Source organism: Paraburkholderia sp. BR13444 (genome assembly GCF_040948755.1).
Lineage (GTDB): Bacteria > Pseudomonadota > Gammaproteobacteria > Burkholderiales > Burkholderiaceae > Paraburkholderia > Paraburkholderia youngii.
This window is the reverse complement of sequence record NZ_JBFPKM010000007.1, coordinates 98,376-123,516: the sequence shown is the minus strand read 5'-3', so window position 1 is coordinate 123,516 and position 25,141 is coordinate 98,376. Positions and strand designations below refer to the sequence as shown.

Here is a 25,141-nt window from a genome sequence, read left to right as displayed (position 1 = left end):
GGCTTGCTCAGCCGGTCTTGATCTTCGGCTGCGGCGCGTCGAGCGGTTCGGTGCCGAAGCGCTCGTACTGCGATATCACCTGCGCGCCGAACAGCAGCAGCGTGGCGAGCCATTCGAAGCTCAGCAGGATCACGATCGCCATCGTCAGCGAGCCATACACGAGGCTCACCTGCGACAGCGTGGCGAAATACCAGACCAGCACGTGCCGCGTGACCTCCCACAACACGCCGGCCACCACGCCACCGATCAACGCGTGTTTGAGCGACGGACGTCCGACCGGCATCACCAGATACACCGAAGTCAGCACGAAGATTTCACCGGCGAGCCCGAGCAGATACAGCAGCACTCGCGTGAAGCCCTGCAACGACACATGCAGGCCGAACAGTTGCAGACCTTCGGCGCCGATCGTGTCGAGCGCGCTCGATACGAACGTGACGATCAGCAGGCCAACGCCGAGAAACATGATGTAGCAGTAGGGCAGCAACGCCGAGACCAGGAAGTGGCGCCGCTTCACGACGACGCGGTGCACGAAGATCAGCGACATCGCGTTTTCGAGCACGGTGAAAGCGAGCGAGCTGAAGAACAGCATCGTCAGCAGCAGCACCCAGCCGATCACCGCGCGATGCTCCAAAAAGTTCGACAGCTCACGCACCAGCGCGGCCGATTGCCCGGGCACGAGCCAGCGTAGCAGATGCGACAGCGCTTCGAGCACCAGCTGCTGCGGCACCACGCGCGACAGCACGATGACGACCAGGATCAGCAGCGGCACGATGGACAGCAACGCGTAGTATGCGACCGCGCCCGCGAGCAGCAGCCCCTGGTTCGCGCGAAACGCTTTCAGCGTTTGCAGCAGGAAGCGCCCGGGATGCCTGGCGATAAACAGCGCATGCTGGTCGAGCAGGATCGGCATGAGGCCTCGCGGTGCGCGCCGGGCGCTGCCGGATGGCAGCCGCTCTCGACACGCCTGTGTGCTTTATATACCGTAAGCAGAAACGGGGCCATCAATGGCGCGGCATACGGTTTGCTTGGCCGCGTTCGAAAGATCGCCCGCCATCCCCGAGGACAGCCGATGGATCAGCCGCCCCGTCAGAACAACACCGCGCCGCAAGCCAATGATCTGGTGGTCGCGCGGCCCGAGGGACTGTATTGCCCGGCCGGCGATTTTTACATCGACCCATGGCGGCCGGTCGAACGCGCGGTGATCACGCATGCGCATTCCGACCATGCGCGCTTTGGTCATCAGCGCTATCTGGCGACGCGCGCGGGCGCGAGCGTGCTGCTGGCGCGGCTGCCCGGCATCGCACTGCACACGCTCGACTACGGCGAGCCGCTCATGGTCGGCGCGGCGCGCGTGTCGCTGCATCCGGCCGGGCACGTGCTCGGCTCGGCGCAGGTGCGCATCGAACGCGCGGGTCGCGTATGGGTCGCATCGGGCGACTACAAGCTCGAAGCCGATCCGACCTGCGCCGCGTTCGAACCGGTGCATTGCGATACCTTCATCACCGAATCGACGTTCGGTCTGCCGATCTATCGCTGGGATACGCCGCAAAGCGTGTTCGATTCGATCGATTCATGGTGGCGTCACAACGCATCCGAGGGGCGCGCGTCGGTGCTGTTCTGCTACTCGTTCGGCAAGGCGCAACGCGTGCTCGCGAGCGTCGATGCCGCGATCGGGCCGATCTTCTGCCACGGCGCGCTCGAGCCGCTCAATCGCGCGTATCGCGACGCGGGCGTGCGTCTGCCGCCGGTCAATCTCGTCAGCGAGATCGCCGCGAAAGACAAGGCCGTGTTCAGACAGGCGCTGATCGTCGCGCCGCCGTCCGCGCAGAACAGCGCGTGGCTCAAGCGCTTCGGCGATTACAGCGATGCATTCGCGTCGGGCTGGATGCGCCTGCGCGGCGCGCGGCGCCGGCGCGGCGTCGATCGTGGCTTCGTGCTGTCCGATCACGCGGACTGGCCGGGTTTGCAAACGGCGATCCGCGAAAGCGGCGCCTCGCGTGTGATCGTCACGCATGGCTCGATCGAACCGATGGTGCGCTGGCTCAACGAGCAGGGCCTGCAGGCGAGTGCGTTCGACACGCAATACGGCGACGATACCGTCGAAGCCGATGCGGCCGGCGCCGACGAAGCGCCGGTGGCGAGCGAATCATGACGGATACCGTATGAAACGCTTCGCGGCCCTTTACACCGCGCTCGATGCGACCACGTCGACGCACGACAAGCTCGCGGCGCTGACCAGTTATTTCTCGGTGGCCGAGCCTGAAGACGCGGCATGGGCGTCGTATTTCCTCGCCGGCGGCAAACCGCGTCAACTGGTGCCGACGCGTTTGCTGACCGACATCGCGCGCGAGCGCGCCGGCTTGCCCCAGTGGCTGTTCGAGGAGTCGTATCACGCGGTGGGCGATCTGGCCGAAACCATCGCGCATATCCTGCCGCCCGCGTCGCGCGACTCCGAGCTGGGTCTCACGCAATGGATCGAGCAACGCATGCTGCCGTTGCGCGGCCTGCCGCCCGACGAATTGCGCACGCGTCTACTCAGTTACTGGGACGAACTCGACTGGGGCGGCCGCTTCCTGTTGACCAAGCTGATCGGCGGCGGCTTTCGTGTCGGCGTCGCGCGGCAACTGGTGGTGCGCGCGCTCGCCGAAGTGGCCGGCGTCGATCACAAGCGGATCGCGCAACGAATGGTCGGCTGGACCGATTCGCGACAGAAGCCCGATGCGGCGCGCTATCTGCGTCTGATCGCGCCGCAGACCGACGACGATACGCAAGCGCAAGCTCATGCGCGTCAACACGATAGCGACCTGGGCCTGCCGTACCCGTTCTTTCTCGCGCATCCGTTGCAGAGCGATCCGGCGACGCTCGGCGATCCCGCGCATTGGCTGATCGAATGGAAGTGGGACGGCATACGCGCGCAGCTCGTCAAACGCGGCGGGCGCGTGTGGTTATGGTCGCGCGGCGAGGATCTGATCACCGATCGTTTTCCCGAGGTCGCGGCATTGGGCGAGTCCTTACCCGATGGGTATGTGATCGATGGCGAGATTCTCGCGTGGGAACCCGGCGCGGCCGCGCCGTTGCCGTTCGCGCGGCTGCAACCGCGCATCGCGCGCAAGACGCTGACTCGCAAGATCCTTGCGGATTCGCCGGCAGCGCTGCTCGCGTACGACCTGCTCGAAGCGAACGGCCAGGACCTGCGCATGAGCCCGCTCGTTGATCGGCGCGCGCGGCTCGATGCGTTGAGCGCTTCGGTCGATGGCACGCTCGCGCGCGGTCTGCTGCGCGTATCGCCGCTCGTCCACGGCGCGGACTGGAGCGCGCTCGCGGCCTTGCGCGAAGAGAGCCGCGCGCGCGGCGTCGAAGGCTTGATGCTGAAGGAGCGCGAATCGATGTATGGCGTCGGCCGCACCAAGGCATCGGGCACGTGGTGGAAATGGAAGATCGAGCCCTATGCGGTAGACGCTGTGCTTGTTTACGCGCAGCGCGGTCATGGCCGTCGCGCGAGTCTTTACACCGACTACACGTTCGCGGTGTGGGACGAAGCCGACGGCGTGCGCACGCTCGTGCCGTTCGCGAAGGCCTATTCAGGGCTTACCGACGAAGAGATGCATCGCGTCGATGCGATCGTGCGCAAGACCACCGTCGATAAATTCGGCCCGGTGCGCAGCGTAACGCCGACGCTCGTGTTCGAGATCGGCTTCGAAGGGATACAAGCGAGTTCGCGCCATAAGTCAGGCGTGGCCGTGCGTTTTCCACGCATGCTGCGCTGGCGTACCGACAAGCATATCGACGACGCCGACACGCTCGCGATGCTGAAAGGCTTTATCGATAATCGTGCGGGATAACCCGCAGAGCACAAACCCCTAACACGTCGAGCATTTTTTTATCGGCATCGTCGCTTATGCTTTGTTTATGACCGCGTCATCGATTCGCGCCATAAGAGCGCTCGCGGCATGCATTGCGTGGCCCCTCTATCCGTTGGAATACCGATGTCGTGCGACGCCCCTGAGTGAGGCGGATCGCACAACGACAGTGCGTCAGACGATGTTGCGCAGCACGCACATCGCAGTCGCCGTCATTCAAACGCCGTGATGTATGGGCACGCTGAATCCCGCATACCAGGTAATTGCAACGCTGGAGTGCGGGACGACGCGTGCCGGCCGCGCATCGTCCGAATGAAGCGGAAATAGCAAAAACCTGGCCGTAGTCCGGCAGACGCAATGGGATCGAATCTTGCGCGCGTGGCGCGAGATGCCCTTCAGGGCGAATGAAAAAGGGCGAGAAAAAATGACTGTGTTCAACGACAACGTGGACAGCAGCGACGACGTGCTCGTATGGCGGCCGATCCGCTATGCGATGGCCGCGCATCGTCGCGTGCTGGTAGTCGACGATTACCGGGAAGCAGCGGACGCGCTGCAAATGCTACTGACGGCCGACGGCTTCGAGTGCCGTGCGCTCGACGATCCGTATGCCGTGTGTCAGACCGCGTGCGAGTGGCAGCCGTTTGCGGTGCTGCTCGACATCAAGATGCCGGGGCTCGACGGGCTCGAACTTGCGCGGCGTCTGCGCGCGCATCCGCAGACTGCGCATATGCTGCTGGTTGCGTGTACCGCGTTCGCGTCGCGTGAGGATCGCGCGCTCGCCAAGGCGGCTGGCTTCGACGCGCATTGCGCGAAACCATTGACGCCCGAGCGTCTGTTGCGCGTGCTCGAATCGGCGGCCGCGTTGCATGCGGCGGAGCCATCATCTGAATCAGGCTGTTAGCGAAAACTTGCTGACCGTTCTGTCATTTCTGCAGGGTCGTCGTCGGAAATCGCACTCGGCGCGGTGCGAATCTATTTGTCATTTATCTGCCATCTGGCTGCCACCGTTCTATCCGCCGCAGCTTCCTTAGCCATGCGAGCCCCTACGTTGCAGTTCAAGCAGGGCTTTCACTTCGCTCGCACACGCAGGCCCACTCGTTGCTCAAAGACCGATGACGCGGCGCGCTCGTGCGCGCCGCCGAGGGTCATTTGCAACGAGGGAGATCAGACATGAGCGACAAGCAACGCCCGGCACCGCCGTTTCCTGAACAGCAGCAGGACCAGACGCCCGGCCGCACGGCCGGCATGAACCCGCAACCGGATCATGGCGAGAAAACCTACGAAGGTTCGGGGCGTCTCGCTGGCAAGGCAGCGATCGTGACCGGCGGCGACAGCGGCATTGGCCGCGCGGTCGCGATCGCGTTCGCGCGAGAAGGCGCCGATGTGCTGATCGCCTATCTCGACGAAGAAGACGATGCGCGCGAGACCGCGCGCTGGGTCGAGGACGGCGGTCGCAAGGCGGTGCTGGTCGGCGGCGATATCCGCGATCGCCAGCATTGCGATGCGATCGTCGACAAGGCGATCGAGGCTTTCGGCCGGCTCGACGTGGTGGTCAACAACGCCGCGTATCAGATGAGCTATCCGTCGCTCGACGCGATCAGCGACGAAGAATGGGACAAGACCTTCGATACCAACATCGGCGCGATGTTCAGGATCACGCGTGCGGCGGTCCGCCATATGAAGCCGGGCGGCGCGATCATCAACACGTCGTCGATCAATGCCGATCATCCGAACCCCGGCCTGATCGCCTATGCGACCACCAAGGGTGCGATTCAGAACTTCACCGGCGGCCTCGCGCAATTGCTCGCGGAAAAGGGTATTCGCGCGAACTGCGTGGCGCCGGGACCGATCTGGACGCCGCTGATCCCATCGACGATGCCGCCCGACAAGGTCGAGCAGTTCGGCAAGCAGGTCCCGATGAAGCGCCCCGGACAACCGGCGGAGCTCGCGGCCGCGTATGTGATGCTCGCGTCGGACGAAGCGAGCTACATCTCGGGCGCGACGATTGCCGTGACAGGCGGCGCGCCGATTATTTAGGTTGTCGAACCGAAGGCGGCGAGGCTGCCGGCGAGCGCATGGCGGCTTCTCGCAGTGGTTTCCATAACGTCATAAGGGAGAGCGACATGAAGATCGATGTATCCGTCAAACTGGGGGCCGCGCTCGTGTCGGGCTGCCTTGCGCTAGGTTTTGCGCAGGCGGGCTTCGCGCAGACCGGTTCCAATCCGTCTACGCAACACGGCAAGTCCGCCGCACAACCCGGCGCAAGTCTGGAAGAATCGCGCACGCCGGATACGACCAGCACGAACGACGCGAACGGTAACGTCGGCGAGTCGGGGGGCGCGACCAACGGTGTCGCCGGCGGCGGCAATGGCCGCACCACCAACAAACACTTCAAAGGCGCGACGCCGCCGCGCGCGGGAAGCGCGGCGGGGCAATAAGCGTTCAGCCGGGCGCGTCGAGCCGCGTTGCGACGCGCCGCACGCCGCGGCGGCATCGCGCTCGCGCGCTGCCGCCGTTTTGCATGGGTTCGAGTTGCATGGAGTTTCGTCGCGCGCCGCGTTGCTTGCGCGACGCCTTGTGAGGAGGAAATCCGATGGCTACCCCCGATGCTGAAACCGCGCAGGCCGACGCGCCCGCGTCGCATGCATTGACGTTCGAGATCAACGGCGAGACGCGCCACTTCGACGTTCAAGCGTGGACCTCGCTGCTCGATCTGCTGCGCGAGCATGCGCACCTGACTGGCACCAAGAAGGGCTGCGATCACGGCCAATGCGGCGCGTGCACGGCGCTCGTCAACGGTCAGCGGATCAATACCTGCCTCGCGCTCGCGGTCGTGTACGACGGTGCATCGATCACGACGATCGAAGGTCTCGCGAACGGCGATACGTTGCATCCATTGCAGCAAGCGTTCATCGAACATGATGCGTTCCAGTGCGGCTACTGTACGCCGGGGCAAATCTGCTCGGCGTATGCGATGCTCGAAGAAGGCCATGCGCGCTGCGCGGACGACGTGCGCGAGCAGATGAGCGGCAATCTGTGCCGCTGCGGCGCATATACGAATATCGTCGCCGCGATTCTCGACGCGGCGCATTTCGGCGACGAGGATGCAAGGCAAGCCAGTCCAGTCGCGAATCAACGCGGAGTGCGGCCATGAACCGCTTCTCGTACACGCGCGCCGAGGCGGTGCAGGATGCGCTCGAACGGCATCGGTCGGACGAGGCCGCCGCGTTTATCGCGGGCGGCACGAATCTCGTCGACCTGTTGCGCGAAGACGTGGCGCGGCCGGCTTTGCTCGTCGACATCAACCGTTTGCCGCTCAGGCGGATCGAAGCGTCGGCGCAAGGCGGCCTGATGATCGGCGCGCTCGTAACGAACAGCGCGCTCGCGTATGACGATACCGTCGCAGCGCGCTACCCGCTGCTTGCGAAAGCGATCCTGGCCGGCGCGTCGCCGCAGATTCGCAATGTCGCGACGGTCGGCGGCAATCTGCTGCAACGCACGCGCTGCTACTACTTCTACGACGTGGGTACGCCGTGCAACAAACGCGAACCCGGCAGCGGATGCCCGGCGCTGCACGGCGTGAACCGCATTCACGCGATCCTCGGCGCGAGCGAACACTGCATCGCCGTGCATCCGTCCGATATGTGCGTCGCGTTGGCGGCACTCGGCGCTACCGTGCATCTGATCGGCAACGAAGGCGCACGCACGCTGCCGTTCGCGGATTTTCACCGGCTGCCGGGCGACACGCCGCATCTTGATACCAACCTGCGCGACGATGAACTCGTGACCGCGATCGAGTTGCCGCCGCAAGGCTTTGCCGCGCATCACGCATACGTGAAGGTGCGCGACCGCGCATCGTATGCGTTCGCGCTCGCGTCGGCCGCGGTCGGTGTCGAACTGGATGACGACTCGCGCATCGTCGATGCGCGTTGCGCGCTCGGCGGCGTCGCGCACAAGCCGTGGCGTGATCCCGCCGCCGAAGCCGCACTGCGCGGCGAGACGCTGAACGCGCGGACCTTGCGCGATTTCGCGGGGGCGCTGCTGCGCGATGCGCGCCCCCAGCGCGACAACGCGTTCAAGATCGAACTCGCGGCGCGCGTGATCGTGCGCGCCTTCGGCGAGGCCACACAACGTTCGTTCGAGGAGGCCGCACGATGAACCGTGCCGAAACCTTGCCATCGACAGGCAGCACGAAGCACGCGATCGGCGTGCCGCACTCGCGTGTCGACGGCCTCGCCAAAGTGACCGGAGCCGCGCAATATGCGGCCGAGTTCTGCGCCGAAGGGCTCGTACATGGCGTCGTCGTGTCGGGCACGATCGCTTCGGGCAAGATCGTCTCGATCGATACCTCGGCCGCCGAAGCGCTGCCCGGCGTGCTGCTCGTGCTCACGCATCGCAAGCGCCCGGCGCTGCCGTCGGACGTCGATGCGTTCAAGGACATGATCGCGCCGGCCGGCACGCCATTGAGACCGCTGTGGGACGAGCGCGTGTGGTACAGCGGGCAGCCGGTCGCGCTGGTGGTCGCGCAGTCGCTCGAACTCGCGCGCTACGCGGCGTCGCTGGTGCGGGTGCGCTACGAGGTCGCTTCTCATCAGACCGATATCGAGGCGGCGTTGATGAGCGCCGTGCCGCCGTCGGCGGAGAAGGGCGGCTTCGATCCGCCGCCGCCCGAGCGCGGCGAGCCGCGCAAAGCGCTGGCCGATGCCAAGGTGCGCGTAGACGCGTTCTACACCACGCCCGCGCAATACCACAATCCGATGGAGATGCACGGTTGCACCGTGGTGCCCGATGCGCAAGGACACTTGACCGTCTACGAGAAGACTCAGGGCGTCGTCAATACGAAGGGCTATCTGCAGCGCGTGTTCGGTTTGAAAGACGACGAAGTGCAGGTGGTGTCGCCGTTCGTCGGCGGCGCATTCGGCTCCGGCTTGCGGCCGCAATATCATCTGGCGCTCGCTGTGATGGCCGCGCGCGAACTGAAGAAACCCGTGCGCGTCACTCTGACCCGGCAGCAGATGTTCACCTTCGCGCATCGGCCGCAATCGGTGCAGCGCGTCGCGCTCGGCGCGTCGGCGGATGGCCGCCTGCAGGCGGTGATCCACGAGGCGGTGTCGGAAACCTCGCGCTATGAGGAGTTCTGCGACGTGGTAGTCAACTGGGCCGGGCAGTTGTATCGATGCGACAACGTGTCGATGGGCTACAAGGTCGCGAAGCTCGACGTGCCGACGCCGGCCGACATGCGCGCGCCCGGCGCGACCCAAGGGCTCTTTCCGCTCGAAGTCGCGATGGACGAACTCGCCGAGGCATTGCGGATGGACCCGCTCGAATTGCGGCTCGTCAACTATGCGGAGCGCGACGCGAACAAGAACCTGCCGTTTTCGAGCAAGGCGCTGCGCGACTGCTATCGCGAAGGCGCGGCCCGCTTCGGCTGGGCGGGGCGGCCGCTCGAACCGCGTGCACGCCGCGAAGGCAACGAGTTGATCGGCTGGGGCATGGCGACCGGTGCATGGGACGCGATGCAGAACAAAGCGGACGCCCGTGCGGTGCTGACGCCCGATGGCTGCGTCAGGGTGTCGAGCTCGACCGCCGATATCGGCACCGGCACCTACACCGCGATGACGCAGATCGCCGCCGATGCCCTCGGCGTGCCGCTCGCGGACGTCAGCTTCGAACTCGGCGATACGCGGCTGCCGAAGGCGCCGATCGAGGGCGGATCGTGGACGGTGTCGTCAGTGGGCAGCGCTGTCGATGCGGCCTGCACGCGCCTGCACAATCGTCTCGTCGAACTCGCGCGCGAACATGGCGGTGCGCGCTTCGCGTCGGTGGATCGCGAAGCAGTGCGGCGCGAGGGCAACCGGCTCGTGTGTGGCCCGCACGCGGACGACTCGATCGCGATCGCGACGCTGCTCGAACGCGCGGGCCTCGACGAACTCGAAGAGCAGGCGAGCGTGAAGCCGCACGTCAAGCAGCAGGCATATTCGATGGGCACGCATTCGGCGGTGTTCGCCGAAGTGCGCGTCGACGAAGCGCTCGGCACCGTGCGCGTGACGCGCGTGGTCAGCGCGGTCGCGGCGGGGCGCATCGTCAATCCGAAGACGGCGGGCAATCAGATCGCGGGCGGCGTCGTGTGGGGCATCAGCATGGCGCTGCACGAGCACGGCCAGGTCGATCACGTGCTCGGACGGCAGATGAATCACAATCTCGCCGAATACCACATGCCCGTGAATGCCGACATTCACGAGATCGACGTGCTATTCGTCGACGAGCGTGACGACATCGTCAATCCGCTCGGCGTCAAAGGCGTCGGCGAAATCGGCGTGGTGGGCGTGGCCGCGGCGGTCTGCAACGCGATCTGGCATGCGACCGGCAAACGCATCCGCGATTTGCCGATTACGCCCGACAAGCTGCTCGGCTGACGGCCCGTGGCCGCGTCGATCGATTCGACGCGGCAGCGCCGCGCTCAATCCGCGTACTTGAACTCCGGCAACGCCTCGAGCGATTTCTTCGTCCCGTCGGGCAGCACGACACGCCGGTTGTCGATCTGCAGATCATTGAACGGCACGGCGACCAGATGCTTGCCCAGGCCGAGAAAGCCGCCGACCGACAGGATCGCGTAGGTGGTGCGCTCGGTGCCCGGCGATACGATCAGATCGTCGAGCGTGCCGATGTTGTCCTTGTTGCGGTTGTACACGTCCGCGCCCGACAGCTTCGACGCGCGATATCCGCTCGCGAGCTGCACGACGTCCGTGCGTTTTTCGGTGATCGCTTGCGGAGCGCCTTGCGCGAGCGCGCTGCCGCACGGACCCAACGCGGAAATCAGCGTAATGGCGGCGAGAAGCGATGCGGAAGCGGCCAGCGGTTTGATCTGCGTGTTGCGCATCATCTGTGTTCTCCCTGATTGCTGTCGTGGCTCTTCGATTGCGCGGAACGCGTGCGCCTTGCCGCTATGCTGCAAATCTCATGCCGCGACATTTGATCTGAGCGAAAGCAAGTCCGTCAGGCCCAAAAGTTGCTGTTCGAACTCGCCTGCTGGGTGCGCGCTGTGCAATGTCCGGCGCGTTCGCCCCGAATGCCTACACTTGAATAGCGAGCAGCCCGGAACACGTGGGAAGGCAGTTGAAAAAAGCACATGCATGCCCCCGAGATACCAACCTCCCTTGCATCCACTGAGACCATCTATGTCATCCCCAGCCAGCTACTCGATGCGCATTTCCGAAGGCACGCCTTTTCCGCTCGGCGCGACATGGAACGGCAGCGGCGTCAACTTCGCGCTGTTCTCCGCGCACGCGACGAAGGTCGAACTGTGTCTGTTCGACGAATCCGGCCAGCACGAACTCGAACGCATCGAACTGCCCGAGTACACCGACGAGGTATGGCATGTGTTCGTACCGAATCTGAAACCGGGTGCCGTCTATGGATATCGCGTGCATGGCCCCTACGAGCCCCAGAACGGGCATCGCTTCAATCCGAACAAGCTGCTGCTCGATCCGTACGCGAAGGCGCACATCGGCGAGCTGAAATGGGCGCCGGAAATTTTCGGCTATACGCTCGATTCGGAAGAGCTCGACCTGTCATTCGATGAGCGCGACAGCGCGCCCTTCGTGCCGAAATGCAAGGTGGTCGACGCGAATTTTTCGTGGAGTCATCCGGAGCGCAACGCGCTGCCGTGGGAGCGGGTGATTCTGTACGAGACGCACGTGCGCGGCTATACGAAACGTCATCCGCAAGTGCCCGAGCGTTTGCGCGGCACGTTCGCGGGTTTGGCGCAGCAGCCGGTGCTCGATCACATCCGCAGTCTCGGCGTGACCTCGGTCGAGCTGATGCCGATCCAGACCTTCGTCAACGACAAACATCTGCTCGACAAGGGTCTGACGAACTACTGGGGCTACAACACGATCGGCTTTTTCGCGGCCGATCCGCGTTTCTTCGCGTCAACGACCGAGTCGGTCGGCGAGTTCAAGGAGATGGTCGACCGCTTTCACCAGGCCGACCTCGAAGTGATCCTCGACGTCGTGTACAACCACACGGCCGAAGGCAATGAACGCGGCCCGACGATCTCGTTCAAGGGCATCGACAACGCGTCGTACTACCGGCTGATGCCCGACGAGCCGCGCTACTACATCAACGACACCGGCACCGGCAACACGTTGAACCTGTCGCATCCGCGTGTGCTGCAGATGGTGACCGACAGTCTGCGCTACTGGGTCACCGAAATGAAAGTGGACGGTTTCCGCTTCGATCTCGCGACGATCCTCGGCCGCGAAGATCACGGCTTCGACGAAGGCGGCGGCTTTCTCGACAGCTGCCGCCAGGACCCGGTGCTCTCCAGCATCCGGCTGATCGCCGAGCCGTGGGATTGCGGCCCGGGCGGCTATCAGGTGGGCGGTTTTCCGCCGGGCTGGGCCGAATGGAACGATCGCTTCCGCGACACCGTGCGCGCCTACTGGAAGGGCGACGAGAGCACCGCTGCGGATCTCGCGACACGCATCACCGCGTCGGGCGACAAGTTCAATCACCGCGGCCGGCGGCCGTGGGCAAGCGTGAACTTCATCGCCGCGCACGACGGCTTCACGCTGAACGATCTGGTTTCGTACAACGACAAGCACAACGACGCAAACGGCGAGGACAACCGCGACGGCCATGCGGACAACCGGTCGTGGAACATGGGCGTCGAAGGAGCGACCGACGACGCCGACATCCGCCAGCAACGCGAGCGCCAGAAGCGCAATCTGCTCGCGACGCTGCTGCTCTCGCAGGGCACGCCGATGATCCTCGCCGGCGACGAATTCGGCCGCACGCAGCAGGGCAACAACAATGCGTATTGCCAGGACAACGAGATCAGCTGGGTCGATTGGGATGCGATCGACGACGACGGCCGCGCGCTGACGGAGTTCGTGCGCAAGCTGACCACGCTGCGCCACCGCTTGCCGGTGCTGCGGCGCGGCCGGTTTCTGACTGGCGAATACAACGAGACGCTCGACGTGACCGACACGCGCTGGCTATCGCCGGACGGCACCGACATCACGGCCGAGCAATGGGCCGATCCGGCGATGCGCTGCTTCGGCCTCGTGATCGATGGCCGCGCGCAGGCGAGCGGCATTCGCCGTCTCGCGTCCGACGCGACCTTGCTGCTGGTGCTGAACGCGCATCACGACGTCGTCAATTTCACGCTGCCCGACATTCCCGAGGGCGAGCGCTGGACCTGCCTCGTCGATACCAACATGCCGGTGCGCGCCGAGCTGCCGCAATTCAGCGCGGGCGATGCGTACCAGGTGACGGGCCGCTCGCTGCTGCTGTTCGCGCTCGAAGCGCCGAGCCGCGCGACCCAGCGCGTGTTCGAGCGCCTCGAAGAACAATTGACCTCCGACGAAGGCAACTCATCGCCAGGCTAGTCCGGTGAGTGAGCGACGCCGGTTCCGTCGTACTACGTTGCACAAGCGGGCCGCCGCCCGGGTACAACGTTTGCTCCCTCCGTGGTTGACGACACGCACGCGTCTCCGTTCTTCGCGACGATAGACGCGCGAACGCAAACAGCCAGGCTGGGGTGAACAAATGGAACAGGAACCGAGCGTCGACGAGCAGATCCGCACGCGCGCCTACTATCTGTGGGAGCAGGCGGCCGAGCCGAAGGGCACGCCCGAGCAATACTGGGAGCAGGCGCGCAGTGAGATCGAGAAAGAGGCACCACCGGTCGAGAGCGGGCCGGTGTCGGGCGACACGATGAAATAGGCGTTACTTAGCCTTCGCGAGTAACGAGACTCTGAGCCGGCGCATCGCGCGCGGCTCGGGGGCCGCTTTCCCATGCCCGATCTTCCTCCACGAGATGAACGACACACCCGAGCCGCGCGCCACGAGCCCCGCCGCGCGTATTCAGGCAGCGACCGCCGCATTCGGTATCGAGGGCCTCGTCACATTCGTCGTCGCGGTGATCGCGGTCGCATGCCTGTACTTCGCGAGCGCGGTGATGATTCCGATCACGCTCGCAATTCTGTTGAGCTTTCTCGTCGCGCCGCTCGCCGATGCACTGGCCCGGCTCAAACTCGGCCATGTCGCGTCGGTGTGCGCGGCGGTGCTGATCACGGTGTCGGTCATCGCGCTGTTGTGCGCGGTGATCGCCACACAGTTGACCGATCTCGCCGCCGGCATGCCGCGTTATCAGGCGACCATCCATCACAAGCTCGATACCGTGCACAGCCTGACGATCGGCAAGCTGAACCGGTTCGCGAGCGAGGCAGGGCAGGCGTTGCAGCGCGCGACGATCGAGCCGCCGCAATTACCAGCGCCGAACGGCGCGGCGGCCGCGGCGAGCCCGCAGGCATCGACGGCGGTGCCGGTGGAGGTGCGCGAGCCGGTGCCGACGCCGTTCGAGCTCGCGCGACGCGTATTGTCGCCGGCCATCAGTCCATTGGAAACCGCGTTCATCGTGTTCGTCGTCACGATCGTGATCCTGCTGCAACGCGACGACCTGCGCGATCGCGCGATCCGTCTGTTCGGCTCGCGCGACCTGCATCGCACGACCACGGTGATGGACGAGACCGCGCGGCGCCTGAGCCGCTACTTCGTGTCGCAGCTCGGCGTGAACACCGGCGTTGGTGTCGTGATCGGCGCGGGGCTGTTTCTGATCGGCGTGCCGAGCCCGGTCCTGTGGGGCATTCTGGCGGCGCTGCTGCGGCTCGTGCCCTACGTCGGCATCTGGATCGCGGCGATACTGCCCACCGCGCTCGCGGCCGCGGTCAGTCCCGGCTGGGAGATGGCGATCTGGTCGCTGGTGCTGTTCGTGGTCGCCGAGCTCGCAGTGGGGCAGGTGGTCGAGCCGCTGCTGTATGGGCGCAGCACGGGCCTGTCGCCGTTTTCGGTGGTGGTCGCGGCGATCTTCTGGAGCTGGATCTGGGGGCCCATCGGCCTGATCCTGTCGACACCGTTGACGCTGTGTCTGCTGGTGCTCGGCCGGCATGTGCGGCGTCTCGAGTTTCTCGACGTGCTGCTCGGCGATCAGCCGCCGCTGACGCCGGTCGAAAACTTCTATCAACGCGCGCTCGCCGGCGATCCGGATCAACCGATCGAGCAGGCCGAAGTGCTGCTGCGTGATCGCTCGTTGTCGGCCTATTACGACGAAGTCGCGATCGGGGCCTTGCGGCTCGCGGCCAGCGACGTAACGAACGGCAGCGTGACGAGCGCACAGCTCGCGCGCATCGAATCGACGACCAACGAGCTGGTCGACGGCCTCGACGGCTACGAGGATCGCGAGCCCGCACCGCTCGCGACGCAGTCGAACTGGGGCGCGGCGGGCCCGCTCGGGCCCTCCGACGAAACGCGGGCCGCGCGGGCGATGCCACGATCGGTCGACGCGGCGAACAGTGGCATGAGCACCGCGACGCTCACGCCGGAGCAGACCCACGGCCCGCAGCAGGAGCCGGGCAGCGAACCGTCCGTCGTAGAGCCCGTATTCGCGTGGCATGCGCCGACGAGCCGCGTGTTGTGCCTGCCGGGCCGTGGTCCGCTCGACGCGCTCGCGACGATGATCCTGCTGCAGTTGCTCGGCAAGCACGGCTTCGCGGCGCGCTCGCTGCCGCACGAGGCGGTGTCGCGCGCGTCGATCGATCGCCTCGAGGCCGACGACGTCGGCATCGTCTGCCTTCTGTATCTGCAGATCGACGGCATTCCGTCGCATCTGCGCAATCTGATCCGGCGCATCCGCGCGCGCTTGCCGAACGTGTCGATCGTGGTCGGCCTTTGGGCGCCCGAGGATACGCAGCAGTGGAGCGCGGAGCAGCAAGAGTCGCTGGAAGCGGATTGCGCGGTGACGTCGTTGCAGCAGATGCTAGCCGCGTGCCGTCATCTCGATGCGACGCGAACGGTGATTGCGGAGCCGCAGTTCAAGCATGGCTGACGCCTTGCGGCCTTGCCGTCTGGCGGCCTCGCCGCATCGCGGCCGGTTATCCGCCACTGCCTGGCGGCGCCGCCGCGCCAGCCGCCCCCGCCGCATCCGCATCGCTCTGCCAGCCCCCGCCTAGCGCCTTGTAGAGCGCCACCAGATCGGTGCTGACCTGGGTCGTGCCTTGAGCGTATTGCTCGCGCGCCTGCGCGAGCTGCCGCTGCGCGTCCAGCACGTTGATGAAACTCGTGAGCCCCTTGCGATAGCTGTCGCGCGACAGATCGAACGAGGCCTGCTGCGCGCTGACGCTGTCGGCGAGCGCATCGCGCCGCGCCTGATCGGTGCGATAGACGACGAGCGCGTTGTCCACGTCCCGCAGCGCGGTCAGCACGGTTTTGCGGTAATCGAGCGCGGCCTCGGCCTGCTGGGCCTCGGACATGCGCAGATTGGCGACCAGCGCGCCGCCCTCGAAAATCGGCAGCGACACGGTGGGTCCGAACGAATAGAACAGGTGCGACCAGCGCGCGAGATCGCGCGCATTCGTCGCGCGCGTGCCGGCCTTGCCGGTCAGCGACACGTCCGGATAGAACTGCGCGACCGCGACGCCGACACTCGCCGTTGCCGCATGCAGGTTCGCCTCGGCGCGGCGGATGTCGGGCCGGCGCCGCGCGAGCGTCGACGGCAGGCCTACCGGCACGACGGGCGGCACCGGCGGCACGGTCTGCGGCGCGCTCAGCTGCGCTTCGAGCGCGCCGGGCGGCTCACCGATCAGATACGCGAGCGCGTTCAGCGCCTGGGCGATCTGCTGATCGTATTGCGGCAACTGCGTTTTCGTTTGCGCGAGCTGGGCGCGGGCGCTTTGCACATCGAGCTGGCTCGCGAGTCCGACCTTCGCCTGGCTCTCCGTCAACGCGACGGTTTCACCTTGCTGCTCGACGAGGCTCACCGCGATGTCGTGCAAGGTCTGCGCGCCGCGCAACTGCATATAGGTCTGTGCGACCTCGGCTTCGAGCGATAGCAACGCGTCGTTGCGGCTTTCGTACGCGGCCTCGGTTTGCGCGTTCGCGGCCTCGACCGAGCGACGCACGCGGCCGAACAGATCGAGCTCCCAGGTCGCGTCGAAGCCGACCTGCCACAGATTGACCGGCGCCGTGAGCTGATCGAGCAGGTTGTTCGCGCCGTTTTGCAGCGCGGCCCCCGCGCCCGGTGCGATCGCATTGACCGGCGAATTCGGCGCGCCGAGCTGATCGACCTTGTCGAACGCGCCGTTCTCCTCCAGAAAGCCTTTAAGGCCGAGCTGCTCGCGCTGATAGCTGGCGGTCGCGCGCAGATTCGGCAAACCTCGCGCGGCCGCCGCTTGCACCTGGCTGCGCGCTTCGACGATGCGCAGCACCGCCTGCTGCAAGTCCAGGTTGCCGAGCGCGGCGCGGGCGATCAGCGCGTCGAGCGTCGGATCGTTGAAGCTGCGCCACCAGCGCGGGTCGGGATCGGTGTCGAGCGTCGGCACCGAAGCGACGTTGGCCGCCGTTGCGGAAGATGCGCCGCTAGCGGCCGCATCGCTCGCAGCGGTGCGCTGGGTATCGTGCCACTGCGCCGGCACGTCGGCGTGCGGCGCATGAAAGTCGGGGCCGACCGTGCAGGAAGCGAGCAGCAGCGCCGGCATGCCGATGACGACACACGCAATCAAACCCGTAGCGGAATCGAGAACGTTGCGCCTCAAACGAAGCTTCACTTCAATGTCCTCCGCCGCCGGACGCTTTGACCGGTGAGAAGAAAATCGTGATCGGAATGCAAAGCGTGCAGAAAATCGCGAGGAACGCGAACACGTCGACATAGGCGAGGAACGTCGCCTGCGAGATGTACGTGGTGTACAGATGGCCATTTGCGGTTTGCAGCGCCTGCGAAAGCGGCATGCCGTTCATGTCCGCGATCCTCTGGGCGTTGCGTTGCAAGGTATCGTTGTAGTTCTGCGAAAGCGGCGACATGAACTCCGACAGGTGCGCCATGCGCGCCTGCGTGCGCTCGCGAACCATCGCGGTCGACAGTGAGATGCCAATCGAACCCGCGACGTTGCGAAACATCGTGAACAGCGCGGACGCGTCGTCGTTGAGCCGCGGCGGCACCGTCAGATACGCGAGCGTCGTGATCGGCACGAACAGAAAGCCGATCGCGAGCGACTGCGCACTGCGCATCTTCACTAGTGTGAAGTAGTCGATGTCCGGCGTGAGCGTATGCGAATACGCGAGCGCGCACGCGAGCAGCCCGAAGCCGGTCGCCACCAGAAAGCGCGTCTGCACGTGCGGCATCATTTTGCTGATCAGCGGGATTTCCATCGTGATCAGCACCGCGCCCGGCGACAGCACGAGGCCCGCGAGCATCGCCGTATAGCCGAGCTGCTGCTGCGCGAGCTGCGGCACGAGCACCGCGCTGCCATAGAGAATCGTCGCGAACGCGGCGATCGTCACGCAGCCGAGCGCGAAGTTGCGGTCCTTCAGACAGCGCAGATCGACGACCGGCTTTTTCGTGTACAGCAGCCAGTAGGTCGCGCCGACGATGCCCGACACCGCGAGCACCGCGAACGCGCGAATGAAGTTCGATGAAAACCAGTCGTCGTCCTCGCCGCGATCGAGCATCACCTGCAGGCAGCCGAGGCCGACCGCGATCAGAACGATGCCCACGTAATCCACCGACACGCGCAGGTCGCCCTTGCGTTTCCACGGTGGGTCCTCGACCAGCTGCATCACCGCGAGCGAGGTCAGCACGCCGAACGGCACGTTCACGAGGAACACCCAGCGCCACGAAAAGTTGTCGGTGATCCAGCCGCCGAGTGTCGGTCCGAGCACCGGCGCGACGACGATCGCAACCGCCGAGATCGAGAACGCGCGGCCGCGCTGCTGCGGCGGAAAGGTGTCGAGAATGATCGACTGCTGGTTCGGTTGCAGCCCGCCGCCGAAAAAGCCCTGCAAACAGCGGAAGATGATGAGCTGCCACAGATCTGTCGCGATGCCGCACAGAAACGAGCACACGGTGAACGCAATGATGCAGACGAGGAAATAGCGCTTGCGGCCGAGCAGCCGGCCGAAGAAGCCCGAGAGCGGCAGCACGATGCCGTTGGCGACCAGATACGAGGTCAGCGTCCACGTCGCTTCGTCGTAGCTCGCGGACATCGTGCCCGCGATATGCGGCAACGCGACGTTGACGATGGTCGTGTCGAGCACTTCCATGAACGCCGCGAGCGTGACGACGATCGCGATCAGCCACGGATTCGCGGATGGCTTCCAGTTCGACGATTCGTCGCCTGGCGCGGCATCGGACGCCGTCATTTCAGGTACACCTTCGGCGTGACCGACAAGCCGAGCCCGAGCGGATGATCGCGCGGCAGACCTTCGTCGATGATGATCTTGACCGGCACGCGCTGCACGATCTTCACGAAGTTGCCGGTCGCGTTTTCGGTCGGGAACGCTGAGAAGCGCGAGCCGCTGCCGAGTTGCACGCTATCGACATGGCCGCGCAGGTCGAGCTTCGGATACGCGTCGACCTCGACCTTGACCTTGTCGCCGGGGCGCATGCGTTCGAGCTGCGATTCCTTGAAGTTCGCGGTGATCCATACCTGCGGCGTGACGATCGAGAACAGCGACACGCCTGCGGTGAGGAAGCTGCCGAGCTGCACGTTGCGCCGTGTGATCCAGCCATCCGACGGTGCGCGCACCTCGCAATACGACAGATTCAGCTGCGCCTGTTCGAGCTGCGCCTCGGCCTGATGCACCTGCTGGCGGCGTTCGTCGACGCTGGCCTCGGCCTCGCGCAACTGCTGCGGCACGAGGCTCGCGGTGCGCTGCTGCGCACGCGCCTGCTCGACGCTCGCGCCGGCCGACTGGCGCTGCGCGTCGGCGGTATCGACGTTCTGCTGCGTAGTCGCGCGCGGATCGACCGAGTGCTGACGCTGCCAGGCGGCTTGCGCCTCGCGCAGATTCGCTTCCGCCGACGAAGTCTGCGCCTTCGCCTGGCGGTACTGCGCGGGATACTGCACGCGTGCGATATCGAGCTGCACCTGCGCGGCGTTCAATTGCGCCTTCGCAAGACCGAGCTGCGCCTTCGCCTGATCGACCTGTGCCTGGTAGTCTCGCTTGTCGATCACGAGCAGCAGGTCGCCCTTGTGCACGAACAGGTTGTCGTCGACCGCCAGCGTCACCACGTAGCCGGAGACTTTCGGCGCCATCGTGATTGCGTTGCCATCGGTGTAGGCGTCGTCGGTCGTTACTTCGTTGCGGGTCGCGAACCACCAGACGAAGCCGACGATGCCGATCAGGATCACGACCGCGCCGAGGATGATCAGCGGTTTTTTGCCGGGCCTTTTCTGCTGGCTGTCCTCGTCGCCGTTGTCCTTGTTCTTGTCGTTGCCGCGTTTGCCTCCGTCATCGCGTGCGTCGTTGCCGTCGCGGCGCGCATCCCCGTGCGGCGCATCGCGCCCGGATGCTTCCTTCCCGGTGCTGGCCGAGCCGGTCTCGTCTGACATGGTGAGTCGTTTCCGTCGTTCCAGTGGGTTGAGAATGAGGGAGTGCAATAGATGCCACCCGCGGCCGCCGTGATCACAGCAATGCGCGAGGCCGCGGGCGCTCGGGAAGCACTGGCAGCGCGCAGCGCGCTGCCACGCGCCTATTGACCGGCGGGCTTGTCGTGCCCGGTCTTTGCCTTGTCCTGCTCCGGCTCGATCTTCGTGGTGCCGCCCGTCGAAGGCGGGTCGCTAGCCGGGAAGCTGTCCTCGACCTGTTCGTCGATCTGCTGTTCGCTCTTTTCCGAGTGCGGATGCTGTTCCTTGTGTGTCGTCATGGTGGCTCCTTCCTCAAGGTTGAACGGCAAGACGATGGCTCACGACGCCGCCGCTTGCGGCGCGCTGCCGGCCGTCGCGCCGATGATCGTGAGCGCGTCGGCGCGCGACAGCCCGCCGCGCATCGCGTCCGAAAGCCGCGCGGTCAGCGCTTCGCGCTCGCAGGCGAACACCGCGTCGACATTGCCGTCGCGCACGTACAGCGCGATGAACTGGTGATGATCGAAGTCGCCATCGACGACGATCTCATCCCACTCGCTCGCATGACCCAGGTATTCGAAGTTCTTGCCGTAGTGATAGGTCCAGAAGAACGGCACGTCCGCATAGCGGGTACGCAAGCCGCACATGTTCTGCGCGGCGATGCGCGCATGCTGCTGCGCGACGCGCCAATGTTCGATACGCAGCGGCTCCTGGTTCTCGTGCAGCGAGAACACGGCGATATCGCCGGCCGCATACAGACCGCACGCGGCGCTCATGCCGGCATTGACGACCACGCCGCCGTCCTTCTGCAACGGCAGTCCTTCGACGAACCCTGTAGCCGGCGCAACCCCCGTGCCCAGCAACACGACATCGGCGGCGATGGCTTCGCCGTCCGCAAGCATCACCGTATGCACGTTGCCTTCCTCGCCCTCGAGCGAGGCGACCTTCGCGTCGAGATAAAACTTCACGCCATTGCTTTCGTGCAGCGCGCGAAACATCTGGCCCGCGCGCTCGCCGAACTGCTTCACGAACGGCATCTTGTCGCGCGAAATCACGGTGACGGGTACGCCGTGCTTGCGCAGCGCTGATGCGACTTCGAGGCCGATGAAACTGCTGCCCAGAATCGCGACGCGGGTTTGCGATGCATCGTCGCCGAGCGCGTCGATCAACGCGGCGGCATCGTCGAGGTGCCGCAGCACGTGCACGCCGCCGAGTTCGCAGCCTGGAATGTCGGGCACTTTCGGCACGCTGCCGGTGGCGAGCAGCGCGGTGTCGTATTTGAGCGGCTCGATGCTCTGCCCGCCATTACCCGCGCCGGCTTCGAAATGGATCGTGCGCGCGGGCACGTCGAGCCGCGCGACCTTCGCGACGATCCGTTCGATGCCGTGCGTGTGCAGCCAATCGGGCGGCAGCAGCGGCGGCACGTCGGCGGGTGGCATTTCGAACGACGGAACGAATTTGCTCAGCGAAGTGCGGTCGTACGGCGCGTGCGCTTCGTCGCCGATCAGCGTGATGCGGCCCTCGAAGCCGAACTCGCGTAACGCGGCACAGGCGGCGGCGCCGGCCGCGCCCGCGCCGATCACCACGTAGTGCTTGCGTTGCGCGGCGGTATCGAGCGCGGGCGTGTGCGCCGCCGCTTCCGGCGCGACGATTTTTTCCGCGGACACGAGTACGTCGTCGCCATCGAGCGTGACCGGGTAGCGATCGAGCGGCAGCAGCGGGGGCGGCTCCAGCACGTTGCCGGTCGCGACATCGAAGGTGCCCTTGTGCCACGGACAGATGATGCGGCCGTGGCACAGCGCGCCCTCTTCGAGCGGGCCCCCCGCATGCGGGCAATCCGGGGAGTACGCGTGCACGGTGTCGCCGTCGCGCACGAGCAGGATCGGCGTGTCGTCCACGGTGACGCGCACCGCGCGCTCCGCCGGCAATTCCGATAGCCGCGCAACGCGGCGGGCAGTCGTCGACATGGTGAGGCCTCGTGCATGGAAAGGCTCGCGCAGCGCAGCGAGGCGCGTCGCGAGCAGGAACGGAAGTGGGCTTGCCATCGAGCAGCGATAAAGCAGCAATCGATGTGCCCGCCCGGGTTAGCGAAGTGATGCAGCGAACCCGCTTGGGAAGATAGGCCGAGTTGCGGTAAATTTCGAGGCAGGGGAATTAGCACGCGAACAGCGGCGTGCGAATTCACAGGCAATGCCTTCCCTGACCGTATGCAACTTTGATGGAGCAGGTGACCGTGCAGCGTGCAGAACGTGTCGCAGTCGATGTGCCGATGCCGTCACGCAACTTCGCGGCGACACGGCGCATGTTGCTGATCGTGCTGGCCGTGTCGATCGTGTTTCCGTTGGCCTGCCTCGCGGGCTACGGCTACTTCGACTACCAGCGCCGGATCTCCGATGCGAACGATATGATCGACCGCCTCGCGCGCGTGGCGCAGGAGCAGGCCGTCAAGGTGCTGGATCTGAACCGGCAGATGGCCTCGCGCGTGATCGAGCTGCTCGGCGATTCCGACGATGCACAGATCCGTGCGCGCGAGCGCGAATTGCACGAGCGCCTGCAGAGCATCGGCGGCGACTTTCCGCAGGTCGCATCGATCGCACTGCTCGGCGTGAACGGCGAGCTGCTCGTGTCGAGCCTCGCGTATCCGGCTCCGGCGGTGCAGATCGGCCAGCGCGAAGATTTTCTCGCCGCGAAGGCGATGCGTCCGCAGCCGTATTACTCGCTGCCGATGTTCGGCCCACTCTCGAAGGTCGACGTCTTCACGACCGCGATCGGCCGCTCGGACGCGAACGGCCGGTTTCTCGGCGCGGTCACGGTCGCGCTGCGCAACGAATATTTTTCGCGCTTCTATCACGAACTGACCAACGGCGATCCGTCGCTCGCGCTCGCACTCTACCGGCAGGACGGCAATCTGCTGGTGCGCTATCCGCCATGGCCGGCCGGCGCGCGGCCATCGATGCACAGCGCGTTCATGTCCGCGTTGCGCGACAAACAGCTGTTCGGCCACGTGCGTCTGAATTCGACCGTCGACGGCGTCGAGCGGCTGCTCGCGTTTCGCCGCGTCGGCGACTACCCGTTGTATGTGATGAGCGCGTACGCGACGTCGTCGATCGTCGCGGCATGGCGCATGCACTTTCTGTTGATCGCGGCTCTGACGGCGGTGCCCTGTATCGCGATCTGGGCGCTCGTGCTGTATTCGCTGCGCCAGCTCGAAGCGGAGCGCCGCGCGTGGGAGCGCTGGCAGGGCGAGGTCGCAATGCGTCTGTCGGCCGAGGCGTCGAGCCGGCAACTGCAGCGCATGGGCGCGCTCGGCAATCTGGTCGCCAATGTCGCGCACGATTTCAACAATCTGCTGATGGTGGTGTCGGCCAATACCGAGCTAGCGCGGCTCAAGCATTACAACGATCTCGAGAAGGAAGTGCAAGCGGTCGAGCGTGCCACCGCCACGGCCGAAGCGCTGACACGGCGTCTGCTCAGCGTCGCGCGCAAGCAGCCGCTGAAGCAGGAGCCCGTCGAGCTTGCGCGCTGGCTGCCGGCCGCCGTGCCGCTGATCAACGCGGCGCTCGGCGACACGATCGAGCTGGCGCTGCGCATACCGGAGGGCCTGTGGCAGGTGCTCGTCGATCCGACCGATCTCGAGTTCGCGATCGTGAACATCGCGATGAACGCGCGCGATGCGATGCCGCGCGGCGGGCGCTTTGTGATCCGCTGCCAGAACAATCGGCTGGTCGGCAGCGACACACTGCTGCCGGACGGCGAGTACGTGCTGATCGCCTGCTCCGACGACGGCGAAGGGATGCCCGAATCGGTCGCGCGACGCGCGTTCGAGCCGCTCTTCACGACCAAGCTGCGCGGTTCGGGCACCGGCCTCGGGCTCGCCCAGGTCCTGTCGATGTCCGAGCAGGCCGGCGGCACCGCGAAGATCGACAGCGTGCTGGGCAGCGGCACGACGGTACGGATGTTTCTGCCGCGCTATCGCGAGCGCGCCGCAACGGCCGGCGTCGATGCGCGCCAGCCGTTGCCGAGCGCGGCCGGGGTCATACTGCTCGTCGAGGACAACGAGGACGTCGCGGCCGGCGTGACCGCAGTGCTCGAAACCTTCGGCTGCGAGGTCCATCACGAGCCGACCGCCGACCAGGCGTTCGACGTGCTTAGCGCCGGCGAGCGCTTCGAGCTCGTGCTGTCGGACATCCAGATGCCGGGCAAGCTGAACGGTATCGACCTCGCGGAGAAGATCCGCAGCGCGTGGCCGTCGCAGAAGATCGCGCTAATGACCGGTTACGCCGACGAGCTCGACCGCGCGCGTCGGCTCGGCATCGCAATCCTCTCGAAGCCGTTCAATATCGACGAATTGCATGCGCTGGTGGCGTGCGGCACCTGAAGCCGCGGCACGCCGTTCGCGCATTGCGCGCATGGGCTTTTCCTGTCGTGCTGTGCTGCGGCACAGCCCTTGCTGAAAAGAGTGCGAGGTTTGCGCGTGCGGCTGCCGCGCGCCCACTTCCTTTCGACACTCTCGACACCCAGGAGAATCGCCATGAAGATCAGACACGCAGTGCTCGTTTCCACCTTGCTCGCGGCTTCGTCGCTCGCGATGGCCCAAGGTGCCGGCGGTGGCGCCGGTGGCGGCGGGCCGGCCGGCAACGACCCGAGCACCAACGCCGCGACCTCGTCGCGCGAGGGCGGCGACGCGAGCCCGGAGACGACGACCAAGCCTGCGACCCATCATCACATGAAGAAGCATTCGAAGTCGAAGAAGCCCATGACCGATTCGACGAATATGCCGGGCGCCGACGCGAGCAGCGATACGAAGGGGCAGTAAGCGCCGCGTATTGAGGCAGAAGTGCAGAAGGAGCCACGCGCCGGTGCCCCGGCGTGTCGGCT

The 25,141-nt window shown here is 65.6% G+C and carries 20 protein-coding genes; 13 read left to right on the top strand and 7 right to left on the bottom strand.

Going from position 1 to position 25,141, the window contains the following annotated elements; genetic code table 11:
• Window positions 1-7: 7 nt before the first annotated feature.
• Complete coding sequence (locus AB3X95_RS20945) at window positions 8-910, bottom strand: YihY/virulence factor BrkB family protein (RefSeq protein ID WP_176369114.1); 903 nt, start codon at window positions 908-910, stop codon at window positions 8-10.
• A 159-nt stretch (window positions 911-1,069) separates the two neighbouring features.
• Here AB3X95_RS20945 and AB3X95_RS20940 point away from each other — a divergent pair, with 159 nt between their 5' ends.
• From AB3X95_RS20940 to AB3X95_RS20905, 8 genes are all read left to right on the top strand, one after another.
• Window positions 1,070-2,152: a ligase-associated DNA damage response exonuclease gene (locus tag AB3X95_RS20940; protein WP_368622436.1), complete on the top strand. Its 1,083-nt coding sequence runs from the start codon at window positions 1,070-1,072 to the stop codon at window positions 2,150-2,152.
• A 10-nt stretch (window positions 2,153-2,162) separates the two neighbouring features.
• Complete coding sequence (locus tag AB3X95_RS20935; RefSeq protein WP_368622435.1) at window positions 2,163-3,842, top strand: ATP-dependent DNA ligase; 1,680 nt, start codon at window positions 2,163-2,165, stop codon at window positions 3,840-3,842.
• Window positions 3,843-4,284: 442 nt separating this feature from the next.
• A complete protein-coding gene (locus AB3X95_RS20930) occupies window positions 4,285-4,761 on the top strand; it encodes a response regulator (RefSeq protein WP_176125708.1) in 477 nt (158 codons plus the stop codon).
• A 269-nt stretch (window positions 4,762-5,030) separates the two neighbouring features.
• Window positions 5,031-5,897 (top strand): glucose 1-dehydrogenase, encoded by an 867-nt coding sequence (locus tag AB3X95_RS20925; protein ID WP_368622434.1) that lies wholly within the window; start codon window positions 5,031-5,033, stop codon window positions 5,895-5,897.
• Between the two features lie 86 nt (window positions 5,898-5,983).
• Window positions 5,984-6,298: a hypothetical protein gene (locus AB3X95_RS20920; protein WP_176369117.1), complete on the top strand. Its 315-nt coding sequence runs from the start codon at window positions 5,984-5,986 to the stop codon at window positions 6,296-6,298.
• 155 nt (window positions 6,299-6,453) lie between these two features.
• The gene (locus AB3X95_RS20915) at window positions 6,454-7,014 is read left to right on the top strand and encodes a (2Fe-2S)-binding protein (protein WP_176125711.1); all 561 of its coding nucleotides are present in this window, start codon (window positions 6,454-6,456) and stop codon (window positions 7,012-7,014) included.
• On the top strand, window positions 7,011-8,018 hold the full coding sequence (locus AB3X95_RS20910) for a xanthine dehydrogenase family protein subunit M (protein ID WP_368622433.1): 1,008 nt from the start codon (window positions 7,011-7,013) through the stop codon (window positions 8,016-8,018). Before AB3X95_RS20915 ends, AB3X95_RS20910 begins: the two co-directional genes overlap by 4 nt.
• Window positions 8,015-10,276 (top strand): xanthine dehydrogenase family protein molybdopterin-binding subunit, encoded by a 2,262-nt coding sequence (locus AB3X95_RS20905; RefSeq protein ID WP_368622432.1) that lies wholly within the window; start codon window positions 8,015-8,017, stop codon window positions 10,274-10,276. Before AB3X95_RS20910 ends, AB3X95_RS20905 begins: the two co-directional genes overlap by 4 nt.
• 44 nt (window positions 10,277-10,320) lie before the next feature.
• Here the strand turns inward: AB3X95_RS20905 and AB3X95_RS20900 are convergent, their stop codons facing one another.
• Window positions 10,321-10,743: a PRC-barrel domain-containing protein gene (locus AB3X95_RS20900; protein ID WP_368596234.1), complete on the bottom strand. Its 423-nt coding sequence runs from the start codon at window positions 10,741-10,743 to the stop codon at window positions 10,321-10,323.
• Window positions 10,744-11,038: 295 nt separating this feature from the next.
• On the opposite strand from AB3X95_RS20900, the gene glgX reads away from it, so the two are divergent.
• The 3 genes from glgX (at window position 11,039) to AB3X95_RS20885 (ending at window position 15,750) form a co-directional block, all read left to right on the top strand.
• On the top strand, window positions 11,039-13,252 hold the full coding sequence (glgX, locus tag AB3X95_RS20895; RefSeq protein WP_368622431.1) for a glycogen debranching protein GlgX: 2,214 nt from the start codon (window positions 11,039-11,041) through the stop codon (window positions 13,250-13,252).
• Window positions 13,253-13,412: 160 nt separating this feature from the next.
• A complete protein-coding gene (locus AB3X95_RS20890) occupies window positions 13,413-13,589 on the top strand; it encodes a DUF2934 domain-containing protein (protein WP_176105945.1) in 177 nt (58 codons plus the stop codon).
• A 94-nt stretch (window positions 13,590-13,683) separates the two neighbouring features.
• Window positions 13,684-15,750 (top strand): AI-2E family transporter, encoded by a 2,067-nt coding sequence (locus tag AB3X95_RS20885; RefSeq protein WP_184227463.1) that lies wholly within the window; start codon window positions 13,684-13,686, stop codon window positions 15,748-15,750.
• A gap of 46 nt (window positions 15,751-15,796) precedes the next feature.
• Here the strand turns inward: AB3X95_RS20885 and AB3X95_RS20880 are convergent, their stop codons facing one another.
• The 5 genes from AB3X95_RS20880 to AB3X95_RS20860 form a co-directional block, all read right to left on the bottom strand.
• Window positions 15,797-17,398 carry an efflux transporter outer membrane subunit gene (locus tag AB3X95_RS20880; protein ID WP_368622564.1) on the bottom strand — a complete coding sequence of 534 codons (1,602 nt, stop codon included), beginning with the start codon at window positions 17,396-17,398 and terminating at the stop codon, window positions 15,797-15,799.
• A gap of 70 nt (window positions 17,399-17,468) precedes the next feature.
• Entirely contained in the window at window positions 17,469-19,058 is a 1,590-nt protein-coding gene (locus AB3X95_RS20875) for a DHA2 family efflux MFS transporter permease subunit (RefSeq protein WP_368622430.1), read from the bottom strand.
• Window positions 19,055-20,251, bottom strand: a complete 1,197-nt coding sequence (locus AB3X95_RS20870; RefSeq protein WP_368622429.1) for an HlyD family secretion protein — start codon at window positions 20,249-20,251, stop codon at window positions 19,055-19,057. The genes AB3X95_RS20875 and AB3X95_RS20870 overlap by 4 nt, the downstream gene beginning before the upstream one ends.
• Window positions 20,252-20,391: 140 nt before the next feature.
• Window positions 20,392-20,565, bottom strand: coding sequence for a hypothetical protein (locus tag AB3X95_RS20865; protein WP_184227466.1), 174 nt, complete (start codon window positions 20,563-20,565; stop codon window positions 20,392-20,394).
• Window positions 20,566-20,604: 39 nt separating this feature from the next.
• Window positions 20,605-22,230: an FAD-dependent oxidoreductase gene (locus AB3X95_RS20860; protein WP_368622428.1), complete on the bottom strand. Its 1,626-nt coding sequence runs from the start codon at window positions 22,228-22,230 to the stop codon at window positions 20,605-20,607.
• A gap of 266 nt (window positions 22,231-22,496) precedes the next feature.
• On the opposite strand from AB3X95_RS20860, the gene AB3X95_RS20855 reads away from it, so the two are divergent.
• Window positions 22,497-24,641 carry a hybrid sensor histidine kinase/response regulator gene (locus AB3X95_RS20855; RefSeq protein ID WP_184227468.1) on the top strand — a complete coding sequence of 715 codons (2,145 nt, stop codon included), beginning with the start codon at window positions 22,497-22,499 and terminating at the stop codon, window positions 24,639-24,641.
• Between the two features lie 153 nt (window positions 24,642-24,794).
• A complete protein-coding gene (locus AB3X95_RS20850; protein ID WP_368622427.1) occupies window positions 24,795-25,079 on the top strand; it encodes a hypothetical protein in 285 nt (94 codons plus the stop codon).
• Window positions 25,080-25,141 lie beyond the last annotated feature (62 nt).